Raw genomic sequence first — 15,714 nt, 5'->3', positions numbered from 1 at the left:
TTCGATTTGCATGATGGATCACATGAGTACGTTTACAGGTGTATCATAAATGGAAGCGGTACGCTTGTGCCGTCCATCAGGAAGGAGGCTTTCGTGATCAAGGTAGGTATTGTAGGTGGTACCGGTTATACCGGCGTGGAACTGCTACGGCTGCTATCGCAGCATCCCGACGTTGAGGTGGATGCCATCACATCGCGTTCCGAGGCCGGGTTGGCGGTTGCTGAACTCTATCCCAACCTGCGCGGCCACTACGACGAGTTGACCTTCACCGAGCCCGATCCCGAACGCTTGGGTGCCTGTGACGCGGTCTTTTTCGCCACCCCACATGGTGTGGCCCATGCGTTGGCCGGCGACTTGCTTGCCAAAGGGACTCGGGTGATCGATTTATCAGCCGATTTCCGACTCACCGACGTCGAGGAGTGGGAGCATTGGTACGGGCAATCGCATGGCGCCCCGAACTTGCTGGCGGATGCCGTCTACGGCCTCCCCGAGATCAACCGCGATGCCATTCGCCAGGCACGTCTGGTCGCTGTTCCCGGCTGTTATCCGACCGCCGCTCAACTGGCTGCCCTGCCTTTGCTGGAAGCGGAATTGATCGATACCGACCATGTTATCGCCGACTGCAAATCCGGCGTTACCGGTGCTGGACGGGGAGCAAAGATCGGGTCATTGCTCGCGGAAGCCAGCGAATCGATGAAAGCCTACGGCGCCAGTGGCCACCGCCATTTACCGGAGATTCGTCAGGGACTGACTCGTGCTGCAGGCAAGCCGGTGGGATTGACGTTCGTTCCTCATCTGACACCGATGATCCGCGGTATCCATGCCACACTCTATGGTCGTCTGATCGGTGAACCCGGCGACCTTCAACGCTTGTTCGAACAACGTTTCATAAACGAACCGGCGGTCGACGTCATGCCTGCCGGCAGTCATCCAGAAACGCGCAGCGTGAAGGGCACCGATATCTGTCGTATTGCCGTACACCGCCCCAGCGGAGGAGATACCGTCGTCGTACTTGCCGTCATCGACAATCTCGTCAAGGGAGCCTCCGGCCAAGCCATTCAGAATCTCAACCTGATGTTCGGCTTCAATGAAATGGCGGGTCTCGAAGCCCCAGCGTTGATGCCTTGATATCCGATTCGTCATCAAAGTTGACCCTTTTGCTAAGGATTGCCGATAATGAAGGATCGACGGCCATTCAACACATCCAGGAGAGCGCATCGATGAGCGACACAGAATCCTTCGATCCCGGCGCTTTCAAGCCGCTATTGCTATCCGATGGAGCGCAGCACCGTTTGCGGACGTTGATTGCTGAAGAGGGTAACGATACCTTGAAGCTACGCGTCTATGTCACTGGTGGGGGGTGCTCCGGCTTTCAGTATGGTTTCGATTTTGCCGATGAAGTGAGCGACGAGGACACCTTGATCGAATACGAGGATGTCGCCCTGGTCGTTGACCCCCTATCCTACCAGTATCTCGTCGGTTCCACGGTGGAGTACGAGGAGGGATTGGCCGGTGCCAGATTTCTGGTACAGAACCCCAATGCCTCCACTACCTGTGGTTGCGGTGCTTCCTTCATGGTGTAAAAACCGTTTTTCCCCCAACTTGACGCTTCCCCCGGAACTCGCCATGGTAAATGGCGTATTCCGCCAACAATCATAGCTAATGGGGAACTCCATGAAACGTCAAGCCTACAAGATTACCGCTCTCTCCGGCCTCATGCTGGGCCTTGCAACGTCTTCCACGGTCATGGCGCAGGAAACGCTCGAGGTCGTGACGGATCCGAGCTTCGTCCCCTTCGAGATGATGGATGAAGAATCCGGCGAAATGGTCGGGTTCGATATGGATATCATCCGTGAGGTCGCAGAACGAGCCGGCTTTGAGATCGATCTTGAAACCATGGATTTCAACGGCATTATTCCTGCCGTCCAGACCGGCAATGTGGACATTGCCATTGCCGGCATCACCATCACCGACGAACGCTCCGAAATCGTCGATTTTTCCGACCCTTACTACGACAGCGGCCTGCGTATACTGGTCAGTGCCGACAACGATAGCGTCGAAGAATTCAGCGACCTGGAAGGGATGAAAATCGGCACCAAGGTAGGCTCGACCAGTTATGACTATCTGGAAGAGAACCTAGGCGATAGCGCCGATGTCACCCCGTACCCAGGCAGTGCTGACATGTACATGGCATTGATGGGGGGAAGTGTCGACGCCGTCTTCTATGACGCTCCCAACGTCGAATATTTCGCCAATACGCGCGGCGAAGGTCAGGTCAAGGTCGTCGGCTCACTTTATGAAGGCCAACAGTACGGCATTGCCTTGGTCAAGGACAGCGAATGGGTCGAACCCGTCAATGAAGCGCTTGCCAGCATGAAGGAAGATGGCACCTACGACGAGATCTACGAAGAATGGTTTGGTAGCGCACCCAACGACGAATGACGTCGTCATGCAATTGATCAACGGGGTCGGGCTGTAAGCTCGACCCCGTTGCGTTCCCATCGACCATACCCTTTTTCGCCTAGCCGGGACTCTTCGGTAACAGGCGATTTACTGGCGGGAGGAGTCACGTGGAATTCACATTCGATTGGCAGGCGGCGTTCGCCTCCATCCCCCATCTTCTGACAGGGATTCCGTGGACCCTGTTGATTTCTTTTGGTGGCTTGGCCATCGGTTTCCTGATCGGCATTCTTTTCGGACTGCTACGTATCAGCCCTATTCGATGGCTACGCTGGTTGGCCACGATCTATATCGAGGTATTTCGCGGTACACCGGTTCTAGTACAAGTCCTGTTCATCTTCTACGGTTTACCCCAATTATTGGGAGGTCCGATTAATGCCATCGTCGCCGGTATTGCCGCAATAGCCGTCAATTCAGGCGCTTATATCTCAGAAATCGTCCGTGGTGGTGTGCAATCCATCGAACGAGGACAACGCGAGGCCAGCCTCTCGCTAGGTTTGTCCCGAACCCAATCCTTTCGCTACATCATCTGGCCACAGGCTTTCAGACGCATGATTCCGGCCCTCGGCAACCAAGGCATCATCAGCATCAAGGATACTTCACTATTCTCGGTCATCGGTGTTGGCGAGTTGGTACGTCAGGGTCAAGTGTATATTGCAACGACCTTCAATGCCCTCGAAGTCTATTTCATGGTCGCAATACTCTACCTGGCCATCACCTTGACCCTCTCCATCGTCTTGCGCCAGCTCGAGCGCAAGGGCTTGGTCGGACAATAAGGGATAAATGCGATGAGTGACGAACATTCCCAGGAATCCTCGACGCCAGTGCCCATCGTCGAGCTCGAGAGACTGAACAAGCACTTCGGCAACCTCCATGTCCTCAACGACATCGATCTCGAAGTGAGCGCAGGTGAAGTCCTCGTGATCATTGGCGCCAGTGGCTCAGGCAAGTCCACCCTGATACGTTGTATCAATGGCCTGGAGGAGTATCAAAGTGGCCAATTGCGCGTTGACGGGAAGGAGCTCCTACCACATGGCAAGAGCGGTCAAGCACTTCAGGCCATCCGTACCGAGGTCGGTATGGTCTTCCAGCAATTCAATCTTTTCCCTCACCTGACGGTCCGGGAAAATGTCACGCTGGCGCCTATCAAGGTACGGGGGCTATCCCAACAAGACTCCGGCACTGCCGCAGAACGACTTCTGGAGCGGGTCGGAATTGCCGATCAGGCTGACAAATACCCGACTCAACTCTCAGGCGGACAACAGCAACGTGTAGCGATCGCTAGAGCACTGGCGATGGAACCCCGCTTGATGCTATTCGATGAGCCCACATCCGCTCTGGATCCGGAAATGATCGGTGAAGTCCTGGATGTCATGCGTGAACTTGCCCGGGAAGGCATGACGATGATGGTGGTGACTCACGAGATGGGGTTCGCTCGAGAGGTAGCCGATCGTGTCATTTACATTCACCAGGGCGAAATCATCGAGCAAGGACCGCCCCATGAGGTGTTCGACAATCCACAACAGGAACGTACTCAGAACTTCCTGTCGAGGGTACTTCAGCATTGAGGGGCCAGTGAAGCATTGAAGTTCCTTCATTGGTGAAAGGCCATCGCGGGCCCGTCGTTCATGATGGGCCCGTTTTCGCTCTGTGGATAACTTATCCCGCCAATCCATTCCAATTCCCTCTCATCCCCTGCTCTTGAGCCGTTCATCGAATTACAACCGATGTGTTAACAGCCACGGTGACAAGCTCGGTAGACGACGGTGGACAAGTGGTGAAAAGTGAGTCCTGTGGAAAAATGCCATTATCGTCCACAGCTTCCTCGCTGTCCGTACGCAGCTACTGCCCGTACTTTCCGCATACTTGTGAACACTGTATCTATATGTTTTTCGGAGACTATATATAGTTTTCCACAAAAAACATCCACACCAGTAGTAGCAACAACAACAGAACTTCTTTACTTAACAATCAATAATAATTATTAGAGACCCTGAACAACCAGGGTACGACACACGAGGTGTGGAAAACCCCTGACGGTTACCCACAAGAGGTTTATACTGGCTGGCTGATTTCGCTATATGTCTTTTAGCAACGATGCCAAGCCAGCATCACTCGAGGTGCAACGTGGATTATCCCGATCGTTACCAGGTCATCGTCATCGGTGGCGGTCATGCGGGAACCGAGGCCGCCCTGGCCGCTGCCCGCACTGGCGCCAGAACACTGCTGCTGACACACAACATCGAGACACTCGGCCAGATGTCCTGTAACCCCGCCATGGGAGGCATAGGCAAAAGCCACCTGATCAAGGAAATCGATGCTCTGGATGGCGCAATGGCCAAAGCTACTGACCTGGCAGGCATTCAGTTCCGCGTCCTCAATGCCCGCAAGGGCCCAGCCGTCAGAGCAACTCGGGCACAAGCCGATCGTGTACTCTACAAGGCCGCCATACGTCGCCAGTTGGAAACTCAATCGAATCTGGTGATATTCCAGCAGGCCGCCGGCGATCTGATCGTCGAGGGTGATACCGTGACCGGGGTCGTCACTGAAACCGGTATCCGGTTTCATGGTGATACCGTTGTCCTGTGCACAGGTACCTTCCTGGGCGGCGTGATTCATATCGGACTCGATAACAGTCGCGGTGGTCGTGCAGGGGATCCTCCTTCCAATGCACTCTCGTCCCGTTTGCGCGAGTTGCCGTTTCGCGTCGATCGCCTCAAGACTGGAACACCGCCTCGATTGGACGCCAAGAGCGTCGATTTCTCACGTCTCGAGGAACAGCCGGGCGATACACCGACCCCCGTCATGTCATACATGGGGCAACGCGACTGGCATCCTCGACAGATGAGTTGCCATATTGCTCATACCAACGAGAAAACACACGAGATCATCCTGGCCAACCTGGACCGTTCGCCGATGTATTCGGGAACCATCGAGGGAGTAGGGCCACGTTATTGCCCATCGATCGAAGACAAGGTTCATCGTTTCGCCGACAAGTCGAGCCATCAAATTTTTGTCGAGCCTGAAGGGCTCGAGACCCATGAGCTCTATCCCAACGGCATTTCGACCTCACTGCCCTTCGACATCCAGTTACAGGTAGTCCGGTCAATCGGTGGTCTCGAACAGGCGCATATCACGCGGCCTGGTTATGCCATCGAATACGATTTCTTCGATCCTCGAGATCTCCTCCACTCGCTGGAAACCAAATTTATCCACAACCTGTATTTCGCCGGCCAGATCAATGGCACGACCGGTTACGAAGAGGCCGGTGCACAAGGGCTTCTGGCAGGCTTGAATGCTGCACGCCGGGCACAGGGCAAAGCCGCCTGGACACCACGCCGTGATGAAGCCTATCTGGGTGTGCTCGTCGATGATCTGATCACGCTGGGAACTCAGGAACCTTATCGGATGTTCACGTCACGTGCGGAGTACAGGCTTTTGCTGCGCGAAGACAACGCCGACTTGCGTTTGACGGAACTCGGCCGTGACATGGGATTGGTCGACGATGAGCGATGGTCCACCTTTGTGGATAAGCGTGATGCCATCGAACGTGAACAGGCTCGGCTCAAGTCCACTTGGGTACACCCGGGGACAATGGCTGCTGATGCCGTCGAGGAAAAAACCGGTAAAGCTCTGGGACGCGAGTACAACCTGCTGGATCTTCTCAAGCGTCCTGAACTCGAATACCGTGATTTAGCGTCGCTCAACGGTGAATCGGACGTGGACCCCACGGTAGCCGAACAGGTACAGATCCAAGCCAAGTACAAGGGCTATATCGACCGTCAGCAGGAAGAAATCGACAAATTGAAGCGTCACGAGGCGACACCGTTGCCCGAGGCACTGGACTATGATCATGTCGACGGCCTATCCAACGAAATTCGCCAGAAGCTCAAGGAAGCACGTCCGCAAACTCTTGGTCAGGCGAGTCGAATCTCTGGTGTGACCCCTGCTGCAGTTTCCATTCTCCTGGTTCATCTCAAGAAACGTCGTTTACTGGATACCAGTCAGGTGGCCGCTGGATGATCAAGGCGATGGACGTCACCGTCGAGCAACGATTGGATGAAGGTCTCGCTGACCTGGGCTGGTATCCTGATGATCAACAACGCCGACGGCTGTTGACGATATTGGCCCTATTGCACAAGTGGAATCGTGCCTATAACCTCACCGCGATACGATCGCCGGCCGAGATGGTTACCAAGCACTTGCTCGACAGTGCTGCTATCGTTGATGCCATGCAAGGGTCTCGTATCCTTGATGTCGGCGCAGGAGCCGGCTTTCCTGGTCTGATCATCGCTATCCTCAGGCCTGAGTCGGATGTCACACTGCTCGACAGCAACGGCAAGAAAGTACGTTTTCAACGCCAAGTTGTGCTGGAATTGGGATTGACCAATGTCACGCCCGTACAATCCAGAGTCGAGTCGTTCGAAGCCGCCCCCTTCGATCAGATCGTTTCTCGGGCTTTTGCCGGACTCGGTGCATTCGTGACACTCAGCGACCATCTGCTGACTCGACAGGGACGGTGGATGGCAATGAAAGGCCCGTCGGTGGAATCGGAACGTGGCGAACTGCCTTCTGGAGTCAAGGTTGAGGAAGTCCGGCATCTCGACATACCGGGAGAACATGGTAAACGCGTACTGATGACCCTGAGTCGCCATGAAGACCAATCGGGATAACTGCGTGGTAGCGGTCAGAATCTGCAAGGGAGTCGCTTGTGACCAAGATCATCGCCTTGACCAATCAGAAAGGGGGCGTGGGCAAGACCACCACGGCCGTCAATCTGGCCGCCAGCTTGGCGGCACTGGACCGCCGCGTGCTACTGGTCGACCTGGATCCCCAGGGGCATGCCACCATGGGGAGTGGCATCGACAAGCACGAGCTCGATGGCAGCATCCTGGATGTGTTGATGGGAGACAGTCGCGCTGCGGAGGTTATCCTCGATTGTCCGGATACCGGCTACGCTCTGTTACCCAGTAATGGTGACCTGACCGCTGCCGAGGTCGATCTACTCGACCGTGATGAGGGACGAGAGCGTTTCCTATCGGAGGCCTTGAGAAGCGTTGCCGGGGAATATGATGTCGTCCTGATCGATTGTCCGCCATCATTGAATATGCTGACCGTCAATGGTCTGACGGCTGCTCACGGGGTGCTGATCCCGCTGCAATGCGAGTTCTACGCTCTCGAGGGCCTGTCGGCACTGCTCGACACGGTCGATCAGATTCGCGATAGCGTGAATCCCAACCTGGCACTCCATGGCATCGTCCGAACGATGTATGATTCGCGTAACAGCCTGACTCGCGATGTCAGCAAACAGTTGCGCGACTATTTCGGCGATACCTTGCTCAAGACCACGATTCCTCGCAACGTCAGGGTGGCAGAAGCCCCCAGCCACGGTTTGCCGGTCACCAAGTACGCCCGTTTCTCACGGGGCAGTCAGGCGCACCGTGTGCTGGCCAAGGAGTTGATTCGGCGCTTGTCGCTATGAGTCTCGGGAATATGAATCGAGGGAATATCAATGACGCGTAAACGCCCCCTGGGCCGTGGCCTGGATGCCTTGATCGGTTCTGGTGCCCGCCATCGTGAGTCCTTGGAAGGTGAGAACGACACGCCCCTCGAGCAGAGCGATGGGGACGTTGATCTAACGATCGAGTCGCCAGCGTTTGCCGGCGATCGCTTGGAGCGCTTGCCACTCGGCCAGCTATCACGCGGGCAATTTCAGCCGCGCCGGGACATCCAGCCCGAAGCACTGGAAGAACTGGCCGATTCGATTCGTGCTCAGGGAGTCATGCAGCCCATCGTGGTACGCCCCGTGGGTCAGAAGCGCTACGAAATCATCGCTGGCGAACGTCGTTGGCGTGCGGCTCAACTGGCTGAACTCGATGTGATTCCGGCAGTTATCCGGGAGGTCAGTGATCAGGCGGCTCTGGCTCTGGCGTTGATCGAGAATATTCAGCGGGAGAACCTCAATCCGGTCGAAGAGGCGATGGCGTTGAAACGTCTGATGGACGATTTCGATCTGACACAGAAACAGGTGGCTGACACGGTCGGGCGCTCTCGTGCCCAAGTGGCTAACCTGTTGCGTTTATTGGCTCTCGATCCCGAAGTCCAGACATTGCTCGAGCGCGGAGATCTGGATATGGGGCATGCTCGTGCACTACTCGCCCTGTCCGGGGCAAAACAGCGCCAAGCGGCTCATGAAGTGGTCAACAAGGACCTGACGGTTCGCGCAACGGAAGCGTTGGTCAAGCGTCTTGGCGAAGAAGGGAGCGCCAAGCGTTCGCCGTCTTCTCGGGAAGAGACGCCTACCGATGTCGGCCGTTTGGAAACTCAGCTCGGAGAACTACTTGGTGCGCCCGTCAAGATTCAGCACGGTCGCAGTGGCAAGGGGCGTTTGACCATTCGTTACAGTAGTCTGGACGAACTCGATGGCATTCTGGGACATATCCGCTGAATGGGATTACTTTTTAGCAAGCTAACGTTTTTTACCGACGATTCCTACCCTTTTGGTCGTAAACTAGTGCAATATCGCGAAAATTCGCGTTGCCTTCGGTTGAACGCTCTGTAGCGCTTCCCTATAATCCGCGGGTGTTTGCCTGATGGTAATGCACTCGATCGTTTGACGAGCATCAGCAAAGGTGAACGATGCAACGACCTTCACCGGCGATTCGCCGTCAAACACGTTTTGCCCGAGTGCTGTGGGGACAAGCGATTGCCGTAATGATCCTGATCGGGATCGCGTTACTGGCAGGTGGAGCCGAAAGCGCTCTGTCCGTCTTGAAAGGTGGGCTGGTAGGATGGCTGCCCAATGGGTATTTCGTGTGGAGGTCGGGTCTCGGTCGTGGAGGAAGACAACCGCAACGAGTCGTAACCAATCTGTACCGGGCGGAAGCAGGAAAGTTCGGTTTGACGGTGGTACTGTTTGCCGTAGTGTTCATCACGGTGCCTCCTTCAAACCTAATTTTCTTTTTCAGCGCATACTTGGCGGTTATTTTCATGCACTGGGTAGCTCCTTGGCTTGTGCGTGACTGACTGACCAAACTAACGCGAGGCAACTTCATGGCTGGCAATAATCCGACGCCGACCGAGTACATACGTCACCACCTTCAGAATCTGACCCTGGGAAATCATCCTGAAAATGGCTGGTCGCTGGCACATTCGGCCGAAGAAGCTCGCGAGATGGGCTTCTGGGCTATCCATCTCGACACCATGGGATGGTCGATTGCCATGGGCACGTTGTTCATATGTCTATTCCGCAAGGCCGGCAAGGCAGCGACCACGGGGGTACCCGGTACGCTGCAGAATATGGTCGAGATGGTTTTCGAGTTCATAGAAAACCTCACTCGCTCCACGTTTCACGGTAAGAACCCGATCATTGCGCCTTTGGCCTTGACGCTCTTCGTCTGGATCCTGCTGATGAACAGCCTCAAGGTCATCCCGGTCGACTACTTCCCTGAGCTCTTTGCTCGCCTGGGCGTCGACTACATGAAGATCGTGCCGACCACGGATCCCAATGCCACGATGGGGATGGCCATCGGCGTGTTTTGCCTGATCATTTACTACAGTCTCAAGGTCAAGGGGGTCGGCGGCTTCGCGAAGGAGCTTTCCTTTACCCCTTTCAATACTTGGTTGCTGGTTCCGTTCAATCTGCTGCTGGAGCTGATCAGCCTTCTGGTCAAGCCGCTCAGCCTCGGCCTTCGTCTGTTCGGCAACATGTTTGCTGGTGAGGTGATATTCATACTGATCGCCTTGCTACCCTTCTGGGCCATCTGGTTACTGGATGTCCCGTGGGCGATCTTCCACATCCTGGTCGTTACACTCCAGGCATTCATCTTTACGGTGTTGTCCGTCGTGTACTTGAGCGCTGCACACGAGCATCACTGATAACACGAGCAACGACTACTAACGCTGTAACACTTGCAATTCCGATACCTTCAGTAATAGGAGCTAAACCATGGAACTCATCTACATTGCTGCCTCGATCATGATCGGCTTGGGCGCGCTCGGTACCGGTATCGGCTTCGCCCTTTTGGGGGGGAAGCTGCTTGAGTCCACGGCTCGTCAGCCAGAACTTGGCGATCAGCTGCAGACCAAGACATTCCTGATGGCCGGCTTGCTCGATGCGGTGCCGATGATCGGTGTCGGGATCGCGATGTACCTGATTTTCGTCGTTGCCGGTTAATAGCTCGCTTACCGAGCGCAGTGCGCTCGGTTTGTCAGTTTCCGGTCGCCACGAATCCGTCAGAGGTACAGTCCTGTGAATATCAACATGACGCTTATCGGACAGTCGATCGCCTTCGCGATCTTTGTCTGGTTTTGCATAAAGTATGTGTGGCCGCCGATCAGCCAAGCGCTCCATGAGCGTCAGAAAAAGATCGCTGAGGGGCTGGATGCGGCCAGCCGTGCGTCACGTGACCTTGAGCTCGCTCAGGAACAAGCGGACCAGACGCTACGAGAAAGCAAGGAACAGGCTTCTGAAATTCTCGAGCAGGCCAACAAGCGCGCCAATCAGATGATCGAGGAGGCGCGTGGACAAGCACGTGCCGAAGGTGATCGTATCATCGCCGGTGCGAGGGCCGAGGTTGAGCAGGAAGTCAATCGCGCCAAGGAAGAGCTTCGTACACAAGTCGCCAGTTTGGCTATTCTCGGTGCGGAACGCGTCCTGGAATCCTCCATTGATGAGAAGGCACATCGCAAGCTGCTCGATGAGCTTGCCGCCGAACTGTGAGGAGGTGACCCATGGCGGAAATATCTACCGTCGCTCGACCCTACGCCAAGGCGGCGTTCGAGTACGCACGCGATCATGATGCGCTTCCGGCCTGGTCCGAGTGGCTTGAAGCGCTGGGTCGTGTGGTTGCCGACCGCGAGATGCAGAAGGTGCTTTCTCATCCCAAGCTGACTTCTGCTCAAAAGGTGGAACTGCTTATCGAGATTGCCGATATAACGGTCGATAAGCCGGCCAGACAGTTTCTCGACATGCTAGGCGAGAAAGGCCGGTTGTCGGTATTAAGGTCGATTTCACAGCAGTTCGAGACCTTCCGGGCCGAGTACGAACAGCGCATTGACGTAACTATCGTTTCGGCATTCGAGTTGGAAACCGAGCAGCAAGACAAGCTCGGTGCCGCACTCAAGAAGCGTCTCAATCGCGAAATCTCCATTACTACTCAGGTGGATCAAACCTTGTTGGGTGGCGTCATCCTGCGTGCCGGCGACACCGTCATTGACGGGTCGGTACGCGGTCGATTGAACCGCCTTCACGAGGCACTTTCCGCCTGAGCCATGAGGGACATGGCATGCAGCAACTGAATCCTTCCGAGATCAGCGACATCATCAAGCAACGTATCGAAAAGCTTGATGTCGCATCCGAAGCCCGCAATCAGGGTACTATCGTCAGTGTTTTCGATGGCATCGTACGTATTCACGGCCTCGAAGACGCCATGTTTGGCGAGATGATCGAATTTCCCGGCGGCATCTATGGCATGACGCTCAACCTTGAGCGCGACAGCGTCGGGGCCGTGGTACTTGGCGACTACCTGAAACTCGAAGAGGGGATGACCGCGCAATGTACCGGTCGTGTCCTCGAAGTGCCGGTCGGACGTGAGCTCATTGGCCGTGTCGTCGATGCACTCGGCAACCCGATCGATGGTAAAGGTGATATCGATACCAAGGAGACCGACGCAGTCGAAAAAGTCGCGCCAGGTGTCATTACCCGCCAGTCAGTCGATCAACCGGTACAAACGGGTCTCAAATCGATCGACTCCATGGTGCCGATCGGTCGTGGTCAGCGTGAGTTGATCATTGGCGATCGACAGATTGGTAAATCGGCGATCGCCGTGGATACGATCATCAACCAGAAAGGCAAGGACATCACCTGCGTTTATGTCGCCATCGGTCAAAAGCAGTCGACCATTGCCCAGGTGGTGAACAAACTTGAAGAACATGGTGCGATGGAACATACCATCGTGGTATCCGCAGGCGCTGCCGATCCGGCACCGATGCAGTTCCTCGCTGCCTATGCCGGGTGCACCATGGGGGAATATTTCCGCGATCGCGGCGAAGATGCCCTGATCGTCTACGACGACCTCTCCAAGCAGGCCGTAGCGTATCGACAGACGTCGCTATTGCTGCGTCGCCCGCCGGGACGTGAAGCCTTCCCCGGGGATGTCTTCTATCTCCATTCGCGCTTGCTCGAGCGCGCTGCGCGTGTCAACGCCGATTACGTCGAGAAGTTCACCAACGGTGAAGTCAAGGGCAAGACAGGCTCCCTGACGGCGTTGCCGATCATCGAAACGCAAGGGGGAGACGTATCGGCCTTCGTGCCGACCAACGTCATCTCGATTACCGATGGTCAGATCTTTCTTGAAACGAACCTGTTCAACTCCGGGATTCGTCCGGCGATCAACGCCGGTTTGTCCGTTTCCCGCGTTGGTGGTTCGGCCCAGACCAAGATCATCAAGAAGCTGGGGGGCACCGTTCGTCTGGCATTGGCTCAGTATCGTGAGCTGGCGGCCTTCTCCCAGTTTGCTTCCGATCTGGACGAGGCAACGCGAAAGCAGCTTGAACACGGTCAGCGTGTCACTGAGTTGATGAAACAGCATCAGTACTCGCCGATGTCCGTGGCCGAAATGGCGCTGACGCTATATGCCGCCAACGAAGGCTTCCTGGATGACATCGGGGTAGACAAGGTGCTGGCCTTTGAGCAAGCGTTGCATGCCTATATGCAGGCAGAGCATGGCGAACTGCTCGACAAGATCAACCAGACTGGCGACTACAACGACGAAATTCAGGAAGGCCTCAAGGCTGGTCTCGAGAAGTTCAAGGCAACTCAGAGCTGGTAATCCGTTAGCTTGGGAGAGGGCACCTCTCCCGTGTTTACAGTCTCTGACAGCCACGAACGAGAGGTAGGTCGCTATGGCAGCTGCTAAAGAAATACGCTCTCAGATCGGGAGCATCAAGAATACGCAGAAGATCACCAGTGCCATGGAAATGGTAGCTGCATCGAAAATGCGTAAAGCCCAGGAGCGAATGAAGGCAAGTCACCCTTACGCTCGTCAGATACGTAATGTTGTCTCTCATGTTGCTGGTGCCAACCCTGAGTATCGTCACGACTATATGATCGAGCGCGAGGCCAAGCGTGTTGGTTTCATTGTGGTCTCCTCCGATCGGGGCTTGTGCGGTGGTCTGAATGCCAACCTGTTCAAGCAGGTGCTGAAGGAAGCCAAGGCCTGGCGTGATGAGGGCGCGGAATTGGAATTTTGCGCTCTGGGTACCAAGGCCAGCGCTTTCTTCAGCAAATATGGTGGCCAACTGGTAGCGGCACGTAATGGCCTGGGCGAAGCGCCGGAAATCGAGGATCTGATCGGTAGTATCAAGATCCTGTTGGAATCGTATGACGAAGGTCGTCTGGATCGCCTGTTTGTGGTGCACAACGAGTTCGTCAACACCATGACCCAGAAGCCGGTCGTGCGGCAGTTGTTGCCCTTGTCGACCGAGATGGGCGATGACGATATGGATAACGAGGATGACAGCCGTCCCGGAAGCTGGGATTACCTGTATGAACCGGACCCCAAGGTACTACTGGACCGGCTGCTGGTGCGCTTCATCGAGTCGCAGGTCTATCAGGCCGTGGTCGAGAATGTGGCTTGTGAGCAAGCGGCGCGGATGATCGCCATGAAGAGCGCCACTGACAATGCCGGTAATATGATCGACGAATTGGAACTGGTCTACAACAAGGCTCGTCAAGCCGCCATCACCCAGGAAATCTCCGAGATCGTCGGTGGTGCCGCTGCGGTATAGCACCACGGGAGGGAAGCGATTCCCTCCCGGGTTATGCAGGTTTCATTTGCAGGTATCTAAGAGGAATCAAGATGAGCGGACGTATCGTACAAATCATCGGCGCGGTGATTGACGTAGAGTTTCCGCGGGACAGTATTCCCAAGGTCTACGACGCGCTGACGGTCTCGAATAGCGAGACCATTCTCGAAGTTCAGCAACAACTGGGCGATGGGGTGGTTCGAACCATCGCAATGGGGACCACGGAAGGCCTCAAGCGGGGCATCGACGTGGAGAGCACCGGTGCCGCCATTTCCGTGCCGGTGGGCAAGGAAACGCTGGGCCGCATCATGAACGTGCTTGGCCAGCCTATCGATGAAGCCGGTGAGATCGGTGAACAGGAACGCTTGCCAATCCACCGCAAGGCGCCTTCTTATGCCGATCAATCGGTGTCCAGCGAGTTGTTGGAAACCGGCATCAAGGTCATCGACCTGGTTTGCCCCTTCGCCAAGGGTGGCAAGGTTGGCCTGTTCGGCGGTGCTGGTGTGGGCAAGACCGTCAACATGATGGAATTGATACGTAACATCGCTACCGAGCACAGTGGTTACTCGGTATTTGCCGGGGTCGGTGAGCGTACCCGTGAGGGTAACGACTTCTATCATGAGATGACCGAATCCAACGTTCTGGATAAGGTATCGCTGGTTTACGGTCAGATGAACGAACCGCCCGGCAACCGTCTGCGCGTTGCCCTGACCGGGTTGACCATCGCCGAGAAGTTCCGTGATGAAGGCCGTGACGTACTGTTGTTCATCGACAACATCTATCGTTACACCCTGGCCGGTACCGAGGTGTCGGCGCTGCTGGGTCGTATGCCGTCGGCCGTTGGCTATCAGCCGACCCTGGCCGAGGAAATGGGGGTCCTTCAGGAGCGTATCACGTCCACCAAGACGGGCTCGATCACCTCGGTCCAGGCCGTATACGTACCTGCGGATGACTTGACCGACCCATCGCCGGCAACCACCTTCTCTCACCTGGATGCGACGGTCGTACTGGCCCGTTCGATTGCCGAGCTGGGGATCTATCCGGCCATCGATCCGCTGGATTCCACGTCTCGTCAGTTGGATCCGTTGGTGATCGGTGACGAACACTACGATATCGCTCGCCGGGTACAGCGAGTATTGCAGCGCTACAAAGAGTTGCAGGACATCATTGCCATCCTGGGCATGGACGAATTGTCCGACGAGGACAAGCAAACCGTGGCTCGGGCGCGCAAGATTCAGCGCTTCCTGTCGCAACCGTTCTTCGTTGCCGAAGTCTTTACCGGTTCGCCCGGCAAATATGTGTCGTTGAAGGAGACCATTCGCGGTTTCCAGGGTATCCTTGACGGTGAATACGACGAACTGCCGGAGCAGGCCTTCTACATGGTTGGCACCATCGATGAAGCGGTCGATAAAGCCAAGGACATGAAGTAAGGTCGTCCAGCAGGAG

At 55.7% G+C, this 15,714-nt stretch carries 17 protein-coding genes; all 17 read left to right on the top strand.

The window, feature by feature from the left end:
• Window positions 1-93 precede the first annotated feature (93 nt).
• The 17 genes from argC (at window position 94) to atpD (ending at window position 15,698) form a co-directional block, all read left to right on the top strand.
• On the top strand, window positions 94-1,128 hold the full coding sequence (argC, locus tag FVV99_RS02120; protein WP_148252369.1) for an N-acetyl-gamma-glutamyl-phosphate reductase: 1,035 nt from the start codon (window positions 94-96) through the stop codon (window positions 1,126-1,128).
• Window positions 1,129-1,220: 92 nt separating this feature from the next.
• Window positions 1,221-1,583 carry an iron-sulfur cluster insertion protein ErpA gene (gene erpA / locus FVV99_RS02115; RefSeq protein WP_148252367.1) on the top strand — a complete coding sequence of 121 codons (363 nt, stop codon included), beginning with the start codon at window positions 1,221-1,223 and terminating at the stop codon, window positions 1,581-1,583.
• A 91-nt stretch (window positions 1,584-1,674) separates the two neighbouring features.
• Window positions 1,675-2,442, top strand: a complete 768-nt coding sequence (locus FVV99_RS02110) for a transporter substrate-binding domain-containing protein (RefSeq protein ID WP_148252366.1) — start codon at window positions 1,675-1,677, stop codon at window positions 2,440-2,442.
• A 128-nt stretch (window positions 2,443-2,570) separates the two neighbouring features.
• Entirely contained in the window at window positions 2,571-3,236 is a 666-nt protein-coding gene (locus FVV99_RS02105) for an amino acid ABC transporter permease (RefSeq protein ID WP_148252364.1), read from the top strand.
• 12 nt (window positions 3,237-3,248) lie between these two features.
• Entirely contained in the window at window positions 3,249-4,028 is a 780-nt protein-coding gene (locus FVV99_RS02100) for an amino acid ABC transporter ATP-binding protein (protein ID WP_148252362.1), read from the top strand.
• A gap of 559 nt (window positions 4,029-4,587) precedes the next feature.
• Window positions 4,588-6,483, top strand: coding sequence for a tRNA uridine-5-carboxymethylaminomethyl(34) synthesis enzyme MnmG (mnmG, locus tag FVV99_RS02095; protein ID WP_148252361.1), 1,896 nt, complete (start codon window positions 4,588-4,590; stop codon window positions 6,481-6,483).
• Window positions 6,480-7,133: a 16S rRNA (guanine(527)-N(7))-methyltransferase RsmG gene (gene rsmG, locus FVV99_RS02090; protein ID WP_148252359.1), complete on the top strand. Its 654-nt coding sequence runs from the start codon at window positions 6,480-6,482 to the stop codon at window positions 7,131-7,133. The genes mnmG and rsmG overlap by 4 nt, the downstream gene beginning before the upstream one ends.
• A gap of 38 nt (window positions 7,134-7,171) precedes the next feature.
• Window positions 7,172-7,942, top strand: a complete 771-nt coding sequence (locus FVV99_RS02085) for a ParA family protein (protein WP_148252357.1) — start codon at window positions 7,172-7,174, stop codon at window positions 7,940-7,942.
• A 30-nt stretch (window positions 7,943-7,972) separates the two neighbouring features.
• Window positions 7,973-8,908: a ParB/RepB/Spo0J family partition protein gene (locus FVV99_RS02080; RefSeq protein ID WP_148252355.1), complete on the top strand. Its 936-nt coding sequence runs from the start codon at window positions 7,973-7,975 to the stop codon at window positions 8,906-8,908.
• Window positions 8,909-9,099: 191 nt separating this feature from the next.
• Window positions 9,100-9,486, top strand: coding sequence for an ATP synthase subunit I (locus FVV99_RS02075; protein WP_148252354.1), 387 nt, complete (start codon window positions 9,100-9,102; stop codon window positions 9,484-9,486).
• Window positions 9,487-9,513: 27 nt separating this feature from the next.
• Entirely contained in the window at window positions 9,514-10,338 is an 825-nt protein-coding gene (atpB, locus tag FVV99_RS02070) for a F0F1 ATP synthase subunit A (RefSeq protein ID WP_148252352.1), read from the top strand.
• A gap of 70 nt (window positions 10,339-10,408) precedes the next feature.
• Window positions 10,409-10,636: a F0F1 ATP synthase subunit C gene (gene atpE, locus FVV99_RS02065; protein WP_148252350.1), complete on the top strand. Its 228-nt coding sequence runs from the start codon at window positions 10,409-10,411 to the stop codon at window positions 10,634-10,636.
• A gap of 75 nt (window positions 10,637-10,711) precedes the next feature.
• A complete protein-coding gene (locus tag FVV99_RS02060) occupies window positions 10,712-11,182 on the top strand; it encodes a F0F1 ATP synthase subunit B (RefSeq protein WP_148252348.1) in 471 nt (156 codons plus the stop codon).
• Between the two features lie 11 nt (window positions 11,183-11,193).
• Complete coding sequence (locus FVV99_RS02055) at window positions 11,194-11,730, top strand: F0F1 ATP synthase subunit delta (protein WP_148252347.1); 537 nt, start codon at window positions 11,194-11,196, stop codon at window positions 11,728-11,730.
• A 17-nt stretch (window positions 11,731-11,747) separates the two neighbouring features.
• Complete coding sequence (gene atpA / locus FVV99_RS02050; protein WP_148252345.1) at window positions 11,748-13,292, top strand: F0F1 ATP synthase subunit alpha; 1,545 nt, start codon at window positions 11,748-11,750, stop codon at window positions 13,290-13,292.
• Window positions 13,293-13,365: 73 nt separating this feature from the next.
• On the top strand, window positions 13,366-14,250 hold the full coding sequence (gene atpG, locus FVV99_RS02045) for a F0F1 ATP synthase subunit gamma (protein ID WP_148252343.1): 885 nt from the start codon (window positions 13,366-13,368) through the stop codon (window positions 14,248-14,250).
• Between the two features lie 71 nt (window positions 14,251-14,321).
• Window positions 14,322-15,698 (top strand): F0F1 ATP synthase subunit beta, encoded by a 1,377-nt coding sequence (gene atpD / locus FVV99_RS02040; RefSeq protein ID WP_148252341.1) that lies wholly within the window; start codon window positions 14,322-14,324, stop codon window positions 15,696-15,698.
• The last annotated feature ends 16 nt before the right edge of the window (window positions 15,699-15,714 follow it).

This window comes from Aidingimonas lacisalsi, from assembly GCF_008079445.1.
Taxonomy (GTDB): Bacteria; Pseudomonadota; Gammaproteobacteria; order Pseudomonadales; family Halomonadaceae; genus Aidingimonas; species Aidingimonas lacisalsi.
This window is presented reverse-complemented; position numbering and strand designations above follow the sequence as displayed.

Excerpts from the sequence above, each read along its gene's own strand:
- erpA (WP_148252367.1), top strand. The coding sequence starts at position 1,221 with ATGAGCGACACAGAATCCTTCGATCCCGGCGCTTTCAAGCCGCTATTG.
- FVV99_RS02110 (WP_148252366.1), top strand. The coding sequence starts at position 1,675 with ATGAAACGTCAAGCCTACAAGATTACCGCTCTCTCCGGCCTCATGCTG.
- FVV99_RS02100 (WP_148252362.1), top strand. The coding sequence starts at position 3,249 with ATGAGTGACGAACATTCCCAGGAATCCTCGACGCCAGTGCCCATCGTC.
- rsmG (WP_148252359.1), top strand. The coding sequence starts at position 6,480 with ATGATCAAGGCGATGGACGTCACCGTCGAGCAACGATTGGATGAAGGT.
- FVV99_RS02080 (WP_148252355.1), top strand. The coding sequence starts at position 7,973 with ATGACGCGTAAACGCCCCCTGGGCCGTGGCCTGGATGCCTTGATCGGT.
- FVV99_RS02075 (WP_148252354.1), top strand. The coding sequence starts at position 9,100 with ATGCAACGACCTTCACCGGCGATTCGCCGTCAAACACGTTTTGCCCGA.
- atpB (WP_148252352.1), top strand. The coding sequence starts at position 9,514 with ATGGCTGGCAATAATCCGACGCCGACCGAGTACATACGTCACCACCTT.
- atpE (WP_148252350.1), top strand. The coding sequence starts at position 10,409 with ATGGAACTCATCTACATTGCTGCCTCGATCATGATCGGCTTGGGCGCG.
- FVV99_RS02055 (WP_148252347.1), top strand. The coding sequence starts at position 11,194 with ATGGCGGAAATATCTACCGTCGCTCGACCCTACGCCAAGGCGGCGTTC.
- atpA (WP_148252345.1), top strand. The coding sequence starts at position 11,748 with ATGCAGCAACTGAATCCTTCCGAGATCAGCGACATCATCAAGCAACGT.
- atpG (WP_148252343.1), top strand. The coding sequence starts at position 13,366 with ATGGCAGCTGCTAAAGAAATACGCTCTCAGATCGGGAGCATCAAGAAT.
- atpD (WP_148252341.1), top strand. The coding sequence starts at position 14,322 with ATGAGCGGACGTATCGTACAAATCATCGGCGCGGTGATTGACGTAGAG.